At 32.3% G+C, this 16,360-nt stretch carries 18 protein-coding genes; all 18 read left to right on the top strand.

The window, feature by feature from the left end; all coding sequences use genetic code 11:
* Positions 1 to 173 precede the first annotated feature (173 nt).
* The 18 genes from FH508_RS24055 (at position 174) to FH508_RS15225 (ending at position 16,148) form a co-directional block, all read left to right on the top strand.
* Entirely contained in the window at positions 174 to 1,070 is an 897-nt protein-coding gene (locus tag FH508_RS24055; protein WP_305068693.1) for an RHS repeat-associated core domain-containing protein, read from the top strand.
* Between the two features lie 21 nt (positions 1,071 to 1,091).
* Positions 1,092 to 1,952: a hypothetical protein gene (locus FH508_RS15305; protein ID WP_228134108.1), complete on the top strand. Its 861-nt coding sequence runs from the start codon at positions 1,092 to 1,094 to the stop codon at positions 1,950 to 1,952.
* Between the two features lie 124 nt (positions 1,953 to 2,076).
* Positions 2,077 to 3,105, top strand: coding sequence for an RHS repeat domain-containing protein (locus FH508_RS15300; protein ID WP_228134107.1), 1,029 nt, complete (start codon positions 2,077 to 2,079; stop codon positions 3,103 to 3,105).
* Position 3,106: 1 nt separating this feature from the next.
* Complete coding sequence (locus FH508_RS15295) at positions 3,107 to 3,541, top strand: SMI1/KNR4 family protein (protein WP_228134106.1); 435 nt, start codon at positions 3,107 to 3,109, stop codon at positions 3,539 to 3,541.
* A gap of 200 nt (positions 3,542 to 3,741) precedes the next feature.
* A complete protein-coding gene (locus FH508_RS15290) occupies positions 3,742 to 4,659 on the top strand; it encodes an RHS repeat domain-containing protein (RefSeq protein WP_228134105.1) in 918 nt (305 codons plus the stop codon).
* A gap of 226 nt (positions 4,660 to 4,885) precedes the next feature.
* Positions 4,886 to 5,194: a hypothetical protein gene (locus tag FH508_RS15285; RefSeq protein ID WP_228134104.1), complete on the top strand. Its 309-nt coding sequence runs from the start codon at positions 4,886 to 4,888 to the stop codon at positions 5,192 to 5,194.
* A gap of 422 nt (positions 5,195 to 5,616) precedes the next feature.
* The gene (locus tag FH508_RS15280; protein WP_228134103.1) at positions 5,617 to 6,195 is read left to right on the top strand and encodes an imm11 family protein; all 579 of its coding nucleotides are present in this window, start codon (positions 5,617 to 5,619) and stop codon (positions 6,193 to 6,195) included.
* Positions 6,196 to 6,522: 327 nt separating this feature from the next.
* The gene (locus tag FH508_RS15275; RefSeq protein ID WP_228134102.1) at positions 6,523 to 6,663 is read left to right on the top strand and encodes a hypothetical protein; all 141 of its coding nucleotides are present in this window, start codon (positions 6,523 to 6,525) and stop codon (positions 6,661 to 6,663) included.
* A 267-nt stretch (positions 6,664 to 6,930) separates the two neighbouring features.
* Positions 6,931 to 7,674 carry a hypothetical protein gene (locus tag FH508_RS15270; protein ID WP_228134101.1) on the top strand — a complete coding sequence of 248 codons (744 nt, stop codon included), beginning with the start codon at positions 6,931 to 6,933 and terminating at the stop codon, positions 7,672 to 7,674.
* A gap of 27 nt (positions 7,675 to 7,701) precedes the next feature.
* A complete protein-coding gene (locus FH508_RS15265; RefSeq protein ID WP_228134100.1) occupies positions 7,702 to 8,928 on the top strand; it encodes a PoNi-like cognate immunity protein in 1,227 nt (408 codons plus the stop codon).
* 385 nt (positions 8,929 to 9,313) lie between these two features.
* Positions 9,314 to 9,892 carry an imm11 family protein gene (locus FH508_RS15260; RefSeq protein ID WP_228134099.1) on the top strand — a complete coding sequence of 193 codons (579 nt, stop codon included), beginning with the start codon at positions 9,314 to 9,316 and terminating at the stop codon, positions 9,890 to 9,892.
* A gap of 259 nt (positions 9,893 to 10,151) precedes the next feature.
* Entirely contained in the window at positions 10,152 to 10,538 is a 387-nt protein-coding gene (locus FH508_RS15255) for a hypothetical protein (RefSeq protein ID WP_228134098.1), read from the top strand.
* Between the two features lie 17 nt (positions 10,539 to 10,555).
* On the top strand, positions 10,556 to 11,170 hold the full coding sequence (locus FH508_RS15250; protein WP_228134097.1) for an Imm43 family immunity protein: 615 nt from the start codon (positions 10,556 to 10,558) through the stop codon (positions 11,168 to 11,170).
* Positions 11,171 to 11,398: 228 nt separating this feature from the next.
* Positions 11,399 to 12,286 carry an RHS repeat domain-containing protein gene (locus FH508_RS15245; protein ID WP_228134096.1) on the top strand — a complete coding sequence of 296 codons (888 nt, stop codon included), beginning with the start codon at positions 11,399 to 11,401 and terminating at the stop codon, positions 12,284 to 12,286.
* 14 nt (positions 12,287 to 12,300) lie between these two features.
* The gene (locus tag FH508_RS15240) at positions 12,301 to 13,128 is read left to right on the top strand and encodes a hypothetical protein (RefSeq protein ID WP_228134095.1); all 828 of its coding nucleotides are present in this window, start codon (positions 12,301 to 12,303) and stop codon (positions 13,126 to 13,128) included.
* Between the two features lie 719 nt (positions 13,129 to 13,847).
* Complete coding sequence (locus FH508_RS15235) at positions 13,848 to 14,438, top strand: Imm43 family immunity protein (RefSeq protein ID WP_228134094.1); 591 nt, start codon at positions 13,848 to 13,850, stop codon at positions 14,436 to 14,438.
* Between the two features lie 370 nt (positions 14,439 to 14,808).
* Positions 14,809 to 15,285: an SMI1/KNR4 family protein gene (locus FH508_RS15230; RefSeq protein ID WP_228134093.1), complete on the top strand. Its 477-nt coding sequence runs from the start codon at positions 14,809 to 14,811 to the stop codon at positions 15,283 to 15,285.
* A 284-nt stretch (positions 15,286 to 15,569) separates the two neighbouring features.
* Entirely contained in the window at positions 15,570 to 16,148 is a 579-nt protein-coding gene (locus FH508_RS15225; RefSeq protein ID WP_228134092.1) for an imm11 family protein, read from the top strand.
* The last annotated feature ends 212 nt before the right edge of the window (positions 16,149 to 16,360 follow it).

The following is a 16,360-nucleotide window of genomic DNA, read 5'->3' as shown; positions in this document are numbered from 1 at the left end:
GCATTTTGTTAAAAACATAACTATTTTTATATTTTACTACTATTTTAAAAGTGTATGATAAATTCACCACTGAATTTGGATTTATTGTTATTATTTATATTAATTTAATTTACCTAATTAAGGGTTATATAGGGATTAATAATAGAAATATGGCGAAGGTCATGAAGCCAGACATGACAGAAGTAACTTTCAAGTATGACACACTAGGTAGGCGGATAGAGAAGTGTTCGGAAGGTAGAGCTACTCATTTTGTGTGGGATGGCAATACGATTTTGCATGAGTATTTGTCACAGGATAATTCTAATACATTGGAAAATTCAGTGGAGAATGCTTCCCAGCCAGATGCCGAAATCGTAGATAATTTAGTGACATGGGTATTCAATGATGGCTTTGTTCCTTCTGCAAAAATCACGAATGACGGATACTACAGCATTATTAGTGATTATCTAGGAACACCTGTCGAAGCCTATGATGAACAAGGTCATAAGGTTTGGTCGGCTGAGCTTGATGTGTATGGACGAGTGAAGGAATTTACGGGAGAGAAAGATTTCATTCCGTTTAGGTACCAAGGGCAGTATGAAGATGTAGAAATTGGTTTGTATTATAACCGATTCCGATACTATGACCCAGAGCAAGGGAATTATACACAGGTTGACCCCATTGGGCTGGCTGGTGGGAATCCTACGTTGTATGCGTACGTAAGAAATCCAACCATTTTATCTGATGTTTTTGGATTAGCACCTACAAATCCGAATGATAGAGCTTTTTTAAAAGAAATACTTGGAACAAGTAAAAAATCCGGTGGAGCATATATGTTTAGAACAATTGATGTAAGGGATGGTATTACAAAATGGTATGTTGGTAAAGCTAATAACTTATATACAAGATTAAGGCAACATTTAGGCTCAGGTAAATTAACATCCTCACAGTTAGAATCCTTACAATTATTGGTAGTTCCACATGGTAAAGAATCAGACTTTTTCAAAACAGAGGCTGGTATAATAAAAGCTTTTGAAGATGCAGGCGAAGACCTTGCAAATAAAATAAAAAGTCCTGGTTGTTCAAAATAAGGAATTCAAGGAGAGGATATTATGATTTTTGACAAAGTATATTTCAACAGGAACTTTAGATTTATTAATATAAATCCAGATAAAGAGGTAGTTGATATCGAAGATATAAGAAGGCAAGAAATAGACAGTGTGTCAGTTACACATGATGCTATAAAGCACAAGTTTGAGGATATAAAAAATCTTATTGGCTTTTCAAATATTAGGGGGCTTAGGTTAAACTCTTATGATTATAAATCCTTAAATGAACTAAAGAATTATAGTTCATTAGAATACTTTAATTTTCTGGGGAAAACTGATGAAGTAATTCCTTTTTCGGAGTTAGATGCATTGTGGTGTGTTTACTTAAATTACAATAAAAAAACATGTAGTTCAATTTTTCAAAACAAGAATATTGAGTACTTATTTATTGATAATTATAATGGCGATTCTTCTGAGGAATTCAATATATTTACAAAAGCTAAAAGAATAGGGCTAGTAAAAACTAAAATATTTGAATTTGAAGCTCTTAAGTACATGCCTTCCTTAGAGCACTTAGGAATAAGTTATAATTCAAAAATGACTTCTTTAAAGTGGATGGAAGGAGGAAAATCACTAAATTCAATAGGTTTCCAAAATTGTAAAAATATCGAAAATTGGAGTTCAATTGGAAATATCTCTAGCATAGAAAAAATAATAATTGAGAGCTGTGGTGAAATTCCTTCCTTAGATTTCCTTCATCAGCTACCTAATTTACAAGAAGTTCGCATTATCGGAACAACAAGTATTGGGGATGGAAAAATAAAAAATTTAATGAACCATAAAACTTTAAAATATTTATTTCTACCTATTAAGAAAGAATATGATGTCAAACTCGCTGACTTAGAGGATTTTAATAATCGCTAGAAAGATAGTAAAAAAATCAAACTTTTATCTAAATAGAGTAGCAGATATTCTGAAGGGGTATATTGCTACTCTTTTTTATTTGAATATTAGAAAATAATTGATATATAAATCTAGCACGTGAACGATGAAGTACGAGTACTATGGCAATGGCATGATGTCAAAAGTCATCCGTCCAGATCTCAAAGAAGTTACGTTCAAGTATGACGCACTAGGTAGGCGAATAGAGAAGAGTTCGGAAGGTAGAGCTACTCATTTTGTGTGGGATGGCAATACGATTTTGCATGAGTATTTCTCGCAGGATGTTGAGAATTCAGTGGAGAATGCCTCCAAGACAGAAGCCGAAATCGCTGATAATCTCGTGACATGGGTATTTAATGATGGCTTTGTCCCTTCAGCTAAGATAACGAGTGAAGGCAACTACAGTATTATTAGTGATTATCTCGGAACGCCTGTTGAAGCCTATGATGAACAAGGTCATAAGGTTTGGTCGGCTGAGCTTGATGTGTATGGGCGAGTGAACGAGTTTACGGGTGAGAAGGATTTTATTCCGTTTAGGTATCAAGGGCAGTATGAGGATGTAGAAATTGGTTTGTATTATAACCGATTCCGATACTACGACCCAGAGCAAGGGAATTATACGCAGGTTGACCCGATTGGGCTTGCGGGTGGGAATCCAACATTATATGGTTATGTGAGTGAACCAAATACGTGGCTTGATCCATTTGGTTTAAGCTGTGGTAAAACAAATAGAGGAACGAGTAATAGGAGTTATGATTCTACTAAACCGCTAAGTCCTTCGAATTATCCAAATCCTGACCCTGCTATGTCTGTTCCACCTGTTCGTTACGAACCCAAAACAATTGAAGAAGTGATAAGGGTGCGGCGTGGAGATGGACCAACTACTAAAAAGACACATGGAGATAGAAATATAGAGGCACACCCTAGGAACCAGATCCCTATTTCTGAAGGTGGCGTATTTGATGAATTAGAAGAATATACTCATCGACATGGTGGTAATCACACTAGACATATACACAAATCAAAACTAACACCAAGCCAAAGGAGAAAAGAAATAAGTGACCATTATAAAAAACGAGGAAATGAATATATACTACCAGGTGAGGGTATAAAAAAAAAGAGGAAGGTAATTTAAGATGACTCATGATGAAGTGGAGGCTATTTTATCACAAGTGTTGGACAAAGAATGGGAGGTCTTTGAACCCCCTTCTAGACAGGATTGGGAGGCACTAGAATATAAATTTAACTGTAAATTTAGTGAGGACTTTAAAATATTTATTACATTAATGTCTAAATATGTGCTTCCAGGAATTTTAAATGTATCAACTGGAGAAAACAATGGCAATGATTTAATAGAATTTGTTTATGATTACGAGATTAAGAATGGTAAGTGGGATGCAAATTTTATTCCATTCCTAGAAGTAGGTAATGGTGATTATTTTTGTCTTAGTGTCAAAGAAAGTCCGAAGTCACCAGTATATTATTACTATAGTGACGATTCTGATTTTGAAGAATATAATAAAACCATTGAAGAATGGGTAAAAAATCTGCCTCAGTTTCTTAATGGATAATAATTGTAAAGAGAAGGGGCATAACTAGCTACGATTAATGAGAAATCCGAATTTGAATTCAATCAAATTCGGATTTCTCTGTTTTTTTATGTTTTCTCCATATAGTTTTTTACTAATGGCTGTGAATGTTCTAAAATTCACAGCCATTAATGCGAGACCTATCTCGTTATCAACCTTCGGGAGAGTGGCAAAACAATCTTTTGATTGCTAGTAGCTATGACGAGTTAGGCAATCGTTCTCAGATAACAAGTAGCCTCGGTGCCAAAATCGATGTGGAGCGTAATGAACTAGGCAATGTCTTACAAATGACCGCCTCCCGCTCCGAGCAAACCCAGTGGACAGCCTCGATGCAATACAATGAACTTGGTCAAGAGATTGAACGAATCCTACCAGGAGATGTTATTAGTAAATGGCAATATGATATTACAGGTCGACCAACACATCATAGAGTAAGTAGCCAAAGCCGAGATACACGAAGACGCGCCTACAATTGGGACGTCAATCATCAATTACGCAGTATGGTCAACGAGCTAACGGGTATAAAAGTGACGTACGGCTATGATGAATTTAGTAACCTCGTCCGGGCCAATCAAGACAGTCGCCAATTTGATTTCTTATACCGCAGTGTCGATGATGTCGGCAATATATATGAAACAAAAGATAAAAAAGATCGAGTCTATGGCGCTGGCAGTAGATTATTAGATACAAAAGATGCCAAGTTCTCCTATGACGAAGAAGGAAATCTCGTAGAGAAAGTCGAACATAATGGAGATACATGGAAGTACGAGTACTATGGCAATGGGATGATGTCGAAGGTCATTAAGCCAGATAATACGGAAGTTACTTTAAAATATGATTCATTAGGTAGGCGAATAGAGAAGTGTTCGGAAGGTAGAGCTACTCATTTTGTGTGGGATGGCAATACGATTCTGCACGAGTATTTCTCGCAGGATAATTCAGTGGAGAATGCCTCACAGACAGATGACTTAGATAGTCTCGTTACATGGGTATTCAATGATGGATTTGTCCCTTCAGCTAAGATAACGAGTGAAGGCAACTACAGCATTATTAGTGATTATCTAGGAACGCCTGGACAAGTACAGAGCCCGAAGCATTAGCTAAACATCGTGAACCTGGACAAAGAATGGTTTCTTTTGATACTGATGATGTAGTACCTGATAAGGTAGGTAATAAGAGGATAATAGATATTTCAACTGTAGAAAAAGCTAAAGCAAATGGTGTGGGAAGTGTTTCAGCAAGATTTGCAAATGATTCAAAAGAGGTACTAGTTGAGGCGCATGTCCCTTCCTCAGCAATAATACCATGTCGTTAAAGGAGGTTTTTATGAATAAGAACGAAGCTTTAAATTTTGTTTATGAAAATATTCTAGGAGAGGATTCAATTTTAATACAATTAAGAAGAGGTAAAGGATTGAATGAGAATAGATTTAATGAATTAATAACAGCAATGGAGTTTTTAATAGTTGAATATAAGAACTTAGATTTTGTTCCAAAAAAACTTGCATTATCGTTTGTCGATATAAGTAATTACTTTTATTTTAACGAAGATAAATACACAGTGGATGAACAAAATTATATTGAAGATGCTGTCCAAAAAATTTCTCAACTAGCCAATGAATTGTTTGATTGTTAAAAATATACGATTTAAAAATTTTAGAGTATATTTAGAAAACTTTTGAGCCTATTCTTAATATCCTTTCTTCTTAAAAAGGGATTTTATGGGATTGAAGGACACTATATTCAATCAAAATTATGTTGAATAGTTTATTAATAATGAATGGGCCTGAGAATGAGGAATATTTTAAGATTAAGTACCAAATAATACCGCAATTTAAACATATTTTAATTAAAAAAGCTTAAAGAGATATAGTCGAGCAATTAAAAAAGAGCATGGAGAAGAGGCTAATCTTTTTTACTAAACTCTATACTGTGTCCCATAATGTAGCAGTTTAATAAAAAGGGAGTGCTGAATAAGTAGATGACTGCATAAAAAAATTATAATGACTTGATCTCGTAAAATGGAAATAGTGGAGAATATTATGAAGGATGATAAATATGAGTTACTATCAGTTATTTAGCAATTACGAACGAGACGTGTTTTTTTCTTACACAGAAAAAAACACTTATGATCAATCTGACTTAAGAAAAGGTCTTGTCTATCCTTTAGATGAAAAACTTTATTATTCAGTAGATAAATTTGATCCTTATTTAAACGAATATGATATTTTGCCCACAATTGGGGGTGTATTGGTAAGTATAAAATTGAAAAAACTAATAGAGCAATTAGGATCAGATTGTCAGTTTATCCCTGCGGTCATAACGTCTACAAAAAGCGGCGAAAGTAATGAAACATTTTTTGTCATGAATGTATTAAATCTAGTACCTTGTTTAGATATGGAGAAATCGGAATATAAACCGTTATTAAAGTCTTTACCTAATGGACCAATCGAAGTTTTGTCTGTAAAGTATGTACCAAACTCCTTAGATGGACATCATATTGTAAGAATGAAAGAGTATAAGGGCTATATTATTGTTGATGATGTATTTATAAAAGCATGTAAAGTGCAGAAGATTAAAGGTGTAATGTTTGTCAAAGAGGGAAATACCCAACGACCGGAATTTGTTGAAATATAGGGTGTACCTAATAATATTAGTAATTATTATTAGGAGCAAAAACAGTTATAATACAGAATCTTCTTGTTACTGCTTTAATTAAGTTGTCGCAACATATGTAAAGAAATTGTCTTTAGCTTTTTCTTTACATATGTTTTTTATTGTATATTGAATTATTAAAGTTGTATTTATATTTTTAGTTATTTTCTTAACAAAAAGTAATAATATTTTTAGTACATAAATGGTAAAACGAGATTCTAGGTAGACCAACGCACCTTCAAGTAAGTAGTCAAAAGCGATACGATAAGACATACCTACAATTGGGACGTTAATCATCAATTACGCAGTATGGTCAACGAGTTAACGGGTGTAAAAGTGACGTATGGTTACGACGAATTTAGTAACCTCGTCTGGGCCAATCAAGACAGTCGCCAATTTGATTTCTTATACCGTAGTGTCGATGATGTCGGAAATTTATATGAAACATAAGATAAAAAAGACCGTATCTATGGCGCTGGCACATTCTACATGAGTATTTGTCACAGGCTATTTTAAATTCACGAGTAGACCAACAAAACGAGACCCATCTGGGCAAGTCATCAAGGAATGGCAAAATGACCATTGGATAGCTATGAATTGCAAATGTGGAAAAATGAAGATGTATATATTTTAAAAACTTTAGAGAAACAGAAGGTCATTTACATAACCGGAAAATTAAATAATTAACCACATATTACCAAAGTGATAGGTGGTATAGTGGATGATGTTAAAACCGTCGCTAATAATGGTTCTATAGGTCAACTAAAAGAAAAAGCCAATAAACACATAGACACCGTAAAAGATAAGTTACACACAAAAGTAGACGAAGTAAAGAATCAGCTTCATCAGCTGGGAACACCGCCGTTGGAGTTGGCCGGTGTGAACGTCGGTCGAATAACGGATACGGGAACAGTTGGAAAAATACCATCGCCGAATCCATCTAATAGTTCCAACGGTGAACCTAAAAAAGTAAGTGTCGACGAATTTAATGCAGATAAAGCTACTAACAAACAAAAAGGTAATTTTGGTGAAATAATTTCAAGTGATAATTTATTAAACAACCAAAGTATAAAAGCCGCTGGATATGATTTAAAGCCAATAGGTAGAGGGGCACCAACAAGCATCAATGATAAAATAGTAAAAGGGATAGACGGATTATATGAAAATGCAAATACAGAATCAAAAATTAAATATGTATTTGATGAAGCGAAGTTTGGTAGTTCCCAATTAGGCAAAACAAAAGATGGACCACAAATGTCAAACGAATGGTTGACAGGTGCGAAAACTGAAAAAAGTAGAATTTTGAAAGCTGTTGGTGGTGATCAAAAACTAGCAAATAAAATCACCAAAGCATTGGATGAAGATGAAGTTGAAAGAGTATTATCAAAAGTCGATAGTAATGGGAATGTAATAACATATAGGTTAAATGCTAAGGGTGAAATAATTGGAGAATGGCCTTGATTTAGAGGCAAGGAGGAAATAAAAATAATGAGGGATCATCTATGTATAGAAGAAAAATGTAGAGAAGAAATTGAATATCATAAAGAATTTATAGCTGAAAATAGGGAGGATATCAGAAATTTAGAGGAGGATACCAAAAATGGTATTCAAAGAAAATCCAAAGACAATAAAAGTCGTATAGAAGCGAGTTATTTAAGGACTTTTAAATATGAGATGGAAGATATTAGGGCGAAATATTCTTTAGGAGAAGATATTAGTGCAATAGAAAAAGACTTTCATAATGCAATTTATGATTTAGAGCATACAGGGACTAGGGAAGTTGGATATTTAAGTATTCTTTGGACGATTTCTTTAGGAATCCTATTAGAAACGGATAAAAAGAATATAGAAAGATTAAGTAAGGTGGTTGAGAAAAAAGAAATAAGCGATTTAGTGATTGATTTTTTATTATATGCTAGTAATATCGGACATACTAAAATCACTAATGATTATTATAAAGTAAATCCCTATGCAAAAACAAAAGAAATTATAGAACTTGCGCAAACCGATAAGAAAGAAGCATCTAAAAGATTACAAACGTATATGGAGAAAGAATGGTTTAAAGGTCATTATGATTACGATTGGAAGAATGCACACAAGGAGCCTGGATATGTAGGGTTTTGGAGCTTTGAAACAGCAGCGCTAGCGAAGATACTAGAACTTGATGATACAAGCCTAATAAATAATAATCACTATCCATATGACTTGGCACATTACAAGAATGAAATGAAATTCAAGCAGATTTCCCTCAGTGACTACGACAATGAACAAGAGATTGAGGAACTTGAAATAATAGAAGGAATTGAAAATAATCCTTTATTGGAAAAGGTTATTCCACCAATATGGCACTCATTTGTCAATGAATTGATACATGATTATAAGGTTATGGATGATAGTAGTTTTTATGAAAAATACAAAAAATCTATAGGGTTAGACCAAATCTGGTTCTTATTACAAGAATATAAAGAAGAAAATAAGCGAAAAAATCTCTTGGGAAGTTTAATTGTTTTTGCAATGGTCGAAAAAGGATATATATTGCAATTAGATTATAAAGAAGATTTGGAAGATTACGATTCAAGTATGAAAAATGAGTGGAACACAAAAACAAAGTTAGTTCAATTTATATTAAATAATGATCAGAATTATTTTGCATGGGTACCAGCGGATGCCAATGTTGAAGCGTTGTATGAAGTATTTATTAAAGATGTCAAATAAACTGGATTTGCAATCACGTTCAAGTAGATAGGATTACGAAAGAAGCTAAGGTGAAAACGGAGAATATTTCTGATTTCAGGCCTTTTTATTTGGACTAAAGAGGGAAGATACTTGTTTTATTCAATGATGTAAATAATATACGTAATACGATATATCTACCTACTAGTAGATAATCACCCAACCAGGTCTATTCATTGAGGATATAATAGTTTCCATGCTCAATATAATCGGGAGATTCGACAAGAATTAGATATCTTATTAGAAGTTGGAGATAAAAATAAATGGACCTCTCAACAATATCATGATGCTATACAAGAATTAATAAATGACCAAAGGAAAGATTTAAGAAAAGGTAGAACAAAACTACATTGTGAAGGGGGATATAATGAATTATTATAAGTTAGCTAACGTTTACGAACGAGATGTCTTTTTTTCTTACGCTGATAATAATACGTTTGTAAGGTTTGATCTGGAAAAAGGTATTGAGTATCCCTCGAATGAGAAACTTTATTATTCAATAGATAAATTTGATAGTTATTTAGACAAGTATGATATTTTGCCGACGATAGGAGGAGAATTAGTAAGTTTAAAACTAAAAAAGTTGATAGAGAGACTAGGTACAGATTGTCAGTTCATTCCTGCAGTAATAACATCAACAAATACTGGTGAAATCAATGAATCCTTTTTTGTCATGAATGTATTAAATTTGGTTCCTTGTTTAGATATGGAGAAATCGGAACACAGACCATTGTTAAAATCCTTACCAGATGGGCCAATTAAACTATTGTCTATAAAGTATGTACCCAATTCTCTGATTGGGCATCATATTGTACGAATGAAAGAATATGCAGGAAATATTATTGTTGATGATGTATTTATAAAAGCATGTAAAGTGCAGAAGATTAAAGGAATAATGTTTGTCAAAGAAGGAAGTACACAAAGACCGGATTTTGTCGAAATTTAGAAATTAACCTAATGTCAAAACCTAATAATAAAACAAGATTTTAAATTAAGAGTTTGAATAAGGTAATACTCCAAAGAACTAAAATAAACAGATTTAAAGTTATTAAAGTTTCAAAACATATGTAAAGAAATTGTATTAAGCTCTTTCTATACATATGTTTTTTGTAGAAAAGAATTGCTTTCTTAATGGGGGTATTTCATCTGACACAATTAGTCTTATAGCTATGTAAGTAATTAACACATGGAGCAGGACTTTTGATTTGATAAATTGGAAAAAAGTTATTCCGTCTGCAATTAGAGTAAAGGAACAAATTTATGAAACACATCAATCCTTCTTTGACTCTATTGGTACGGGAGAATTAAGAGATGAAGCATTTAATGGTATTATGATGCCTGGTAACCCCGACACATTAAAAGGAAGCTCTTTTAGTAGGATTCATAATACTCAACACCCTATGTATAGTGATTATTTCTTGAGAAGGGTGACGGATATTGCCGATCAATACTCTCTGGGATTAATAAATGACAAAGAGGCTAGGACAGATATTCGAAAACTGCAAATAGAATTGAAAAACAAAATACAGAAGGGGCACTTTGGTCCTGTGCAATCTAGGAAATATCCTAAGTGTCAAAGATTAGGGTTATAGATAGTATGAGTTATTATATGATTGTTAAGGATAATGTAAAGTCGCCTATTTTTTTGAAGGGCGTTATTCACGAATCATTTGATGAAACAAAATACAATGAGGGAATGGGATATGAATGGAATAAAATCTTTTTTCAAAAACAAGAAATGCCAAAAGATTTATGGTTAATTACTAATAATAAAATTGAATTTGACTATTATGAGGGTTTTAATGGTCATATTATCAGTAGTGATTTTATTACATTGATGAATCAAGTAAATACTTTACTAAAGTATGTTACATCAAACCTACAAATTGTTAGTTCAAAGGGAAAATCTAAAGTAAAGAAACCCTATTATTTTATTAAGTACTATAATAGAGAAGATTTCGTTGATTACGAAAAGTCAGAGTTTACAAAAAGAAGTGTTTCAGGAAATAGGTTATTTGACATAAATTTTATGGTTGAAAAATATCAAAAAATTGTTCTACAAGAAAATGATAGAGACGTGTTTTGTTTGAATGATTTAAAATTAGCAAGATATCTATTTTGTTCAGAAAGGTTTAAGCAACTTTGTGAAGAAAAACAAATGAAAGGAATTCAATTTTTAGAATTAGAAGATGTTCCTCAATATTTTTCTTCATATGATCGATAATTTATATGTTCCTGATTTTTGTAAGTAAATAATTTTTCATTTAAAACGATTCAACACATGTTAAGAGGACAAATCCTTTCAACATGTGTTTTCTTTAGTAATGAAACTTCTTCTTCTTAAATATTTTTATTCTTTAGTGAGTCAAGAAGGACAAGATTACAAAAAATCTAAGGCACCGCTCTAGGTAGGCGGATAGAGAAGTGTTCGGAAGGTAGAGCTACTCATTTTGTGTGGGATGGCAATACGATTTTGCATGAGTATTTGTCACAGGATAATTCAGTGGAGAATGCCTCACAGACAGATGACTTAGATAGTCTCGTTACATGGGTATTCAATGATGGCTTTGTCCCTTCAGCTAAGATAACGAGTGAAGGCAACTACAGTATTATTAGTGATTATCTCGGAACACCTGTTGAAGCCTATGATGAACAAGGTCATAAGGTTTGGTCGGCTGAGCTTGATGTGTATGGGCGAGTGAACGAGTTTACGGGTGAGAAAGATTTTATTCCGTTTAGGTATCAAGGGCAGTATGAAGATTTAGAGATTGGATTGTATTATAACCGATTCCGATACTATGACCCAGAGCAAGGGAATTATACGCAGGTTGATCCGATTGGGCTTGCGGGTGGGAATCCTACGTTGTATGGGTATGTTGGTGATCCTAATAGCTGGTTAGATCAATATGGACTGAATACATCTTTAGGTAATATCGGTGAGAGTGAAATAGTTAATCGATTGAACAATTGCGGAAGATACTCAGAAGTTGTTCAGATTCAAAATAATTCTGGTCATGGTGTGGATATTCTGTCGAAGAATAAATACACTGGTGAATGGAGTGCGTATGAAATAAAAACGACAAAAACTAATAGAAATCCTAGACTGTCACGTGATCAAAAATTATTAGGAGCTAATAAGTATACCCAAGATCGCCTTAACCGTGCAGGTAGGGGTATTGGTCATTACCAAAGTATTCCATCATCCGAAAAAGCCGATGCCAGAAGAATATTAGCTGAAATTAGAGCGCAAGGTGGAATAAAGACAGGAACTCAAATAAATGTATTTGTTGACTCAAATCGTAATATTAAAAAGGTAAAAGGGAAAAAATGGTGCACTTAAGGAGGCAATTAGATTTGGAAAGCAATCTTTATAAAAAAATTCAGAGTAAAGTGAAGAAATGGAGCAAAGGTTTAGCAGAAAAAGAACAGCCTTATATGTATGACGAGAGCTATAAGATAATAGAAGAATTTTTGAAAAGTCCCAAAGAAAAAAATGATTTTATCACTTTAGGTATTGCATGTAATGCACTTTCTACATGGTATTGTGCCGACTTTTTAGAACGCTATCTGAATAAACAGGGAGGATATTCTTTTTCACTTAAACAAAGTATGCTATGGGGCACAATAGATCCTCTATTATATGCAACAGAAAAAATGGGTGATATTAAACCAATTTGGTTTGTTGATGTTTGTTTGTCTGCTTGTAATCTCTTGATTTTACAAGAAACAGAAAAAGCGCATAAATTGTTACAGTATAGTTCTCCTGAGAAAATAGATTTTAATGTAGAACCTCCCGAAACAGTTTGTCAATTTGTAAACAAAATGTTTTCAACATTTTATAACGATAAAGAAATTCCTTATGAATACCCTACACAACTTAATGATATCTATTCTAATTTGTTAAATGATTTAACAGATGAAACAAATGAAGACATAAATGATTCTGTGAATCAGGCTTGTGAATTTCATTTGAGTAGAACAAAGATGTACCAAGAATTTGATCGAGAAGATAAAATGCTCTTCCCATCAGAGATACTTGCGCCCCTTGTGTTAAGAAAAAGAATGGGTTTAGAAGTGAAAAATATAGAACATCCACTTATTAAAGGTTTGTATCCTGTAATGGAGGAGTTAATAGAGGTTGATACAGACCCTGTATTTTTAGAGGTAATCAAATATATATAATTTAATTTTTGAGAAATAGTGAGATGAAGCTAGTAATATCGATAATAAATATAGAAGGAATCTTGCATGTTTTCGTTCGTGGTTTAGATTAAAATTTTGTAACTCAATTAATAAAAAATACAAAAAGGTAGCATAAATTCATTAGATATTATGCTACCTTTTTTAAAATTATTGACTCTGTGAGAAAACTTTTCTCACACGTTTTCATGGAGAGCAGCTAAGAAGTTAGAAAGTTTTTTTAAAATAAAGGTTGGTTAGTTACGGTTACGATAAAGAATACGACAGTGTCATACGTAATCTAGCTATCCCTTATAATTCTAGTTTTGCATATTTTCAGAGATATACTACAGAGTGTACATTTAGTACAACAAAAGGACCTGAATTGATTAATATTTGCTTGTTTTCAATATATAGTGGTGATTTTAAAGCCTTGACAAATTCCCTTTGGAAAAAGAGACCAGGAGGAAATCTACAATAAATTATATTCCATTTAGTAATAGAAGCGGAAACTTAATTTTATTATACGATAAAATTAATCAAGGCATTTATTATGTAAATGAATTAGAAATTACTGAAATGATTAAAGGTAAATTTAATCCACAGTGGAGCGATTTCGATGAATTTTTAGAGTGGTACGATATTAACTAAAGAAAAAGACACTTTGATACTGTGCAATCTAGGAAATATCCTAAGTGTCAAAGACTAGGGTGATAGATAGTATGAGTTATTATATGATTGTTAAGGATAATGTAAAGTCGCCTATTTTTTTGAAGGGCGTTATTCACGAATCATTTGATGAAACAAAATACAATGAGGGAATGGGATATGAATGGAATAAAATCGATTTATGGTTAATTACTAATAATAAAATTGAATTTGACTATTATGAGGGTTTTAATGGTCATATTATCAGTAGTGATTTTATTACATTGATGAATCAAGTAAATACTTTACTAAAGTATGTTACATCAAACCTACAAATTGTTAGTTCAAAGGGAAAATCTAAAGTAAAGAAACCCTATTATTTTATTAAGTACTATAATAGAGAAGATTTCGTTGATTACGAAAAGTCAGAGTTTACAAAAAGAAGTGTGCCAGAAAATAGGGTATTTGACATAAATGTTATGGTTGAAAAATATCAAAGAATTGTTCTACAAGAAAATGATAGAGACGTGTTTTGTTTGAATGACTTAAAATTAGCAAGATATCTATTTTGTTCAGAAAGGTTTAAGCTACTTTGTGAAGAAAAACAAATGAAAGGAATTCAATTTTTAGAATTAGAAGATGTTCCTCAATATTTTTCTTCATAGGATCGGTAATAAATTTTTGTAATTGAATGATTAATTTAAAATGATTCAACACATGTTGAGGGCTAATCCATGATGGCAACTACAGCATTATTAGTGATTATCTAGGAACGATTTTAAAATAAACACCACTTATATTCATATATGGTAATATTATTATAAGTATTTCAAACGTATGTAAAAATGTGGTGTCCGCTTTTTATTATATATGTTTTTTTATTTACTATTATAAAAAAGATAATGAAAAAGAAGTTGATTAAAAGCGAATGAGGAAGTTCTAGGATGATATTACAAAGAATTATTCAGTAGATATCAAAATGTACTTGATAGTTAAGGAGGTAGAGATATCAAAATATTAGAGATTATTGAAAAAATGGAACTAGATAGTAATTGTAAAGTTGTGAAACGGGACACAGATTACATTAGTGAATTGGCTTTACCAAAAGATGTGAAATATTTTTTTAGTAATTATGACTCTTTACATATGTTTTTAGATAAGCCCTACGGAATTAAAATTGTTTCTTCAAATGAGTTTATTCCAACTAGTAAAAGACTTTACCCCGCTGATGATGTTATTTGGGAGGAACTTGAAGGTGATATAAGTAATGAATGGTATCTAATTGCTGAGTCTGAAGAAATAAATCAATATATAAGCATAGATCTAAGCAAGTCACATCTTGGTTATTGCTATGATAGTTTTTTGGAAACCCATGCAACACCGGGGGATAGTCAGATTATTGCTAAAAGCTTTACGGACCTGTTAGAACTTTTATACTCGAGTAAAGGTGAACATTGGTTTTGGTTGGCCGAAAATTTTATGCCCCATGGAGATGCTTATGATGGAAGATAAAAAGAAAAAGGAATAAAGAGATGTATCATTGGTGACTTTAGTGCTTTGATAGAAACAAAGATGAATTTATTAGATTTTATAATACTGTATACAACTCTTTTTCATATGTTTTTAGAATTAGAATTTTTTTACGTTTGCTTTCTTTAAGTAGGAAAGCTTTAGTATAGAAGAAGTTAAAGCTTCTAATAGTGTTCAAAATAAAGTGTTTAAAATTTGCTACCCAAAATATCATGTTCTGTGGTCGTACAACGAAAAAATTTAGAATAATATTGAGGATGATATATATGAGCTACTACCAGTTATATAGCAATTACAGAAGAGATGTATTTTTTTGTTACACCGAAAAGAACACTTTTAATCACTATGATTTAGAAGAGGGGATTGTCTATTCGCTAGATAAGAAACTTCATTATTCAATAGATAAATTAGATTCCTATTTAAACGAATGTGATATCCTGCCAACAATAGGGGGGCTTTTGGTAAGTTTAAAATTCAAGAAGCTAGTAGAGCGATTAGGATCAAATTGTCAGTTTATTCCTGCGGTCATAACGTCTACAAAAAGCGGCGAAAGTAATGAAACATTTTTTGTCATGAATGTGTTAAATCTAGTACCTTGCTTAGATATGGAGAATTCAGAATATAAACCATTATTAAAATCCTTACCAGACGGACCAATCAAACTACTGACTATAAAATATGTTCCCCATTCTTTAGAAGGACATCATATTGTAAGAATGAAAGAATATACAGGAAATATCATTGTTGATGATGTATTTATAAAAGCATGTAAAGTGCAGAGGATTAAAGGAGTAATGTTTGTCAAAGAAGGAAGTACGCAAAGACCAGAATTTGTTGAAATATAGGGTGTTCCTAATAATATTAGTAATTATTATTAGGAGCAAAAACAGTTATAATACAGAATCTTCTTGTTACTGCTTTAATTAAGTTGTCGCAACATATGTAAAGAAATTGTCTTTAGCTTTTTCTTTATATATGTTTTTTTATTGTATATTGAATTATTAAAGTTGTATTTATATTTTTTGTTATTTACTTAACAAAAAGTAATAATATTTCT

This window comes from Lysinibacillus sp. CD3-6 (assembly GCF_006351725.2).
In the GTDB taxonomy this organism is placed as follows: Bacteria; Bacillota; Bacilli; order Bacillales_A; family Planococcaceae; genus Lysinibacillus.
This window is presented reverse-complemented; position numbering and strand designations above follow the sequence as displayed.

Bases quoted from the DNA above. Each gene is read 5' to 3' on its own strand.
- FH508_RS24055 (WP_305068693.1), top strand. From the start codon at position 174: ATGACAGAAGTAACTTTCAAGTATGACACACTAGGTAGGCGGATAGAG.
- FH508_RS15305 (WP_228134108.1), top strand. From the start codon at position 1,092: ATGATTTTTGACAAAGTATATTTCAACAGGAACTTTAGATTTATTAAT.
- FH508_RS15300 (WP_228134107.1), top strand. From the start codon at position 2,077: ATGAAGTACGAGTACTATGGCAATGGCATGATGTCAAAAGTCATCCGT.
- FH508_RS15295 (WP_228134106.1), top strand. From the start codon at position 3,107: ATGACTCATGATGAAGTGGAGGCTATTTTATCACAAGTGTTGGACAAA.
- FH508_RS15285 (WP_228134104.1), top strand. From the start codon at position 4,886: ATGAATAAGAACGAAGCTTTAAATTTTGTTTATGAAAATATTCTAGGA.
- FH508_RS15280 (WP_228134103.1), top strand. From the start codon at position 5,617: ATGAGTTACTATCAGTTATTTAGCAATTACGAACGAGACGTGTTTTTT.
- FH508_RS15275 (WP_228134102.1), top strand. From the start codon at position 6,523: ATGGTCAACGAGTTAACGGGTGTAAAAGTGACGTATGGTTACGACGAA.
- FH508_RS15265 (WP_228134100.1), top strand. From the start codon at position 7,702: ATGAGGGATCATCTATGTATAGAAGAAAAATGTAGAGAAGAAATTGAA.
- FH508_RS15260 (WP_228134099.1), top strand. From the start codon at position 9,314: ATGAATTATTATAAGTTAGCTAACGTTTACGAACGAGATGTCTTTTTT.
- FH508_RS15250 (WP_228134097.1), top strand. From the start codon at position 10,556: ATGATTGTTAAGGATAATGTAAAGTCGCCTATTTTTTTGAAGGGCGTT.
- FH508_RS15235 (WP_228134094.1), top strand. From the start codon at position 13,848: ATGAGTTATTATATGATTGTTAAGGATAATGTAAAGTCGCCTATTTTT.
- FH508_RS15230 (WP_228134093.1), top strand. From the start codon at position 14,809: ATGGAACTAGATAGTAATTGTAAAGTTGTGAAACGGGACACAGATTAC.
- FH508_RS15225 (WP_228134092.1), top strand. From the start codon at position 15,570: ATGAGCTACTACCAGTTATATAGCAATTACAGAAGAGATGTATTTTTT.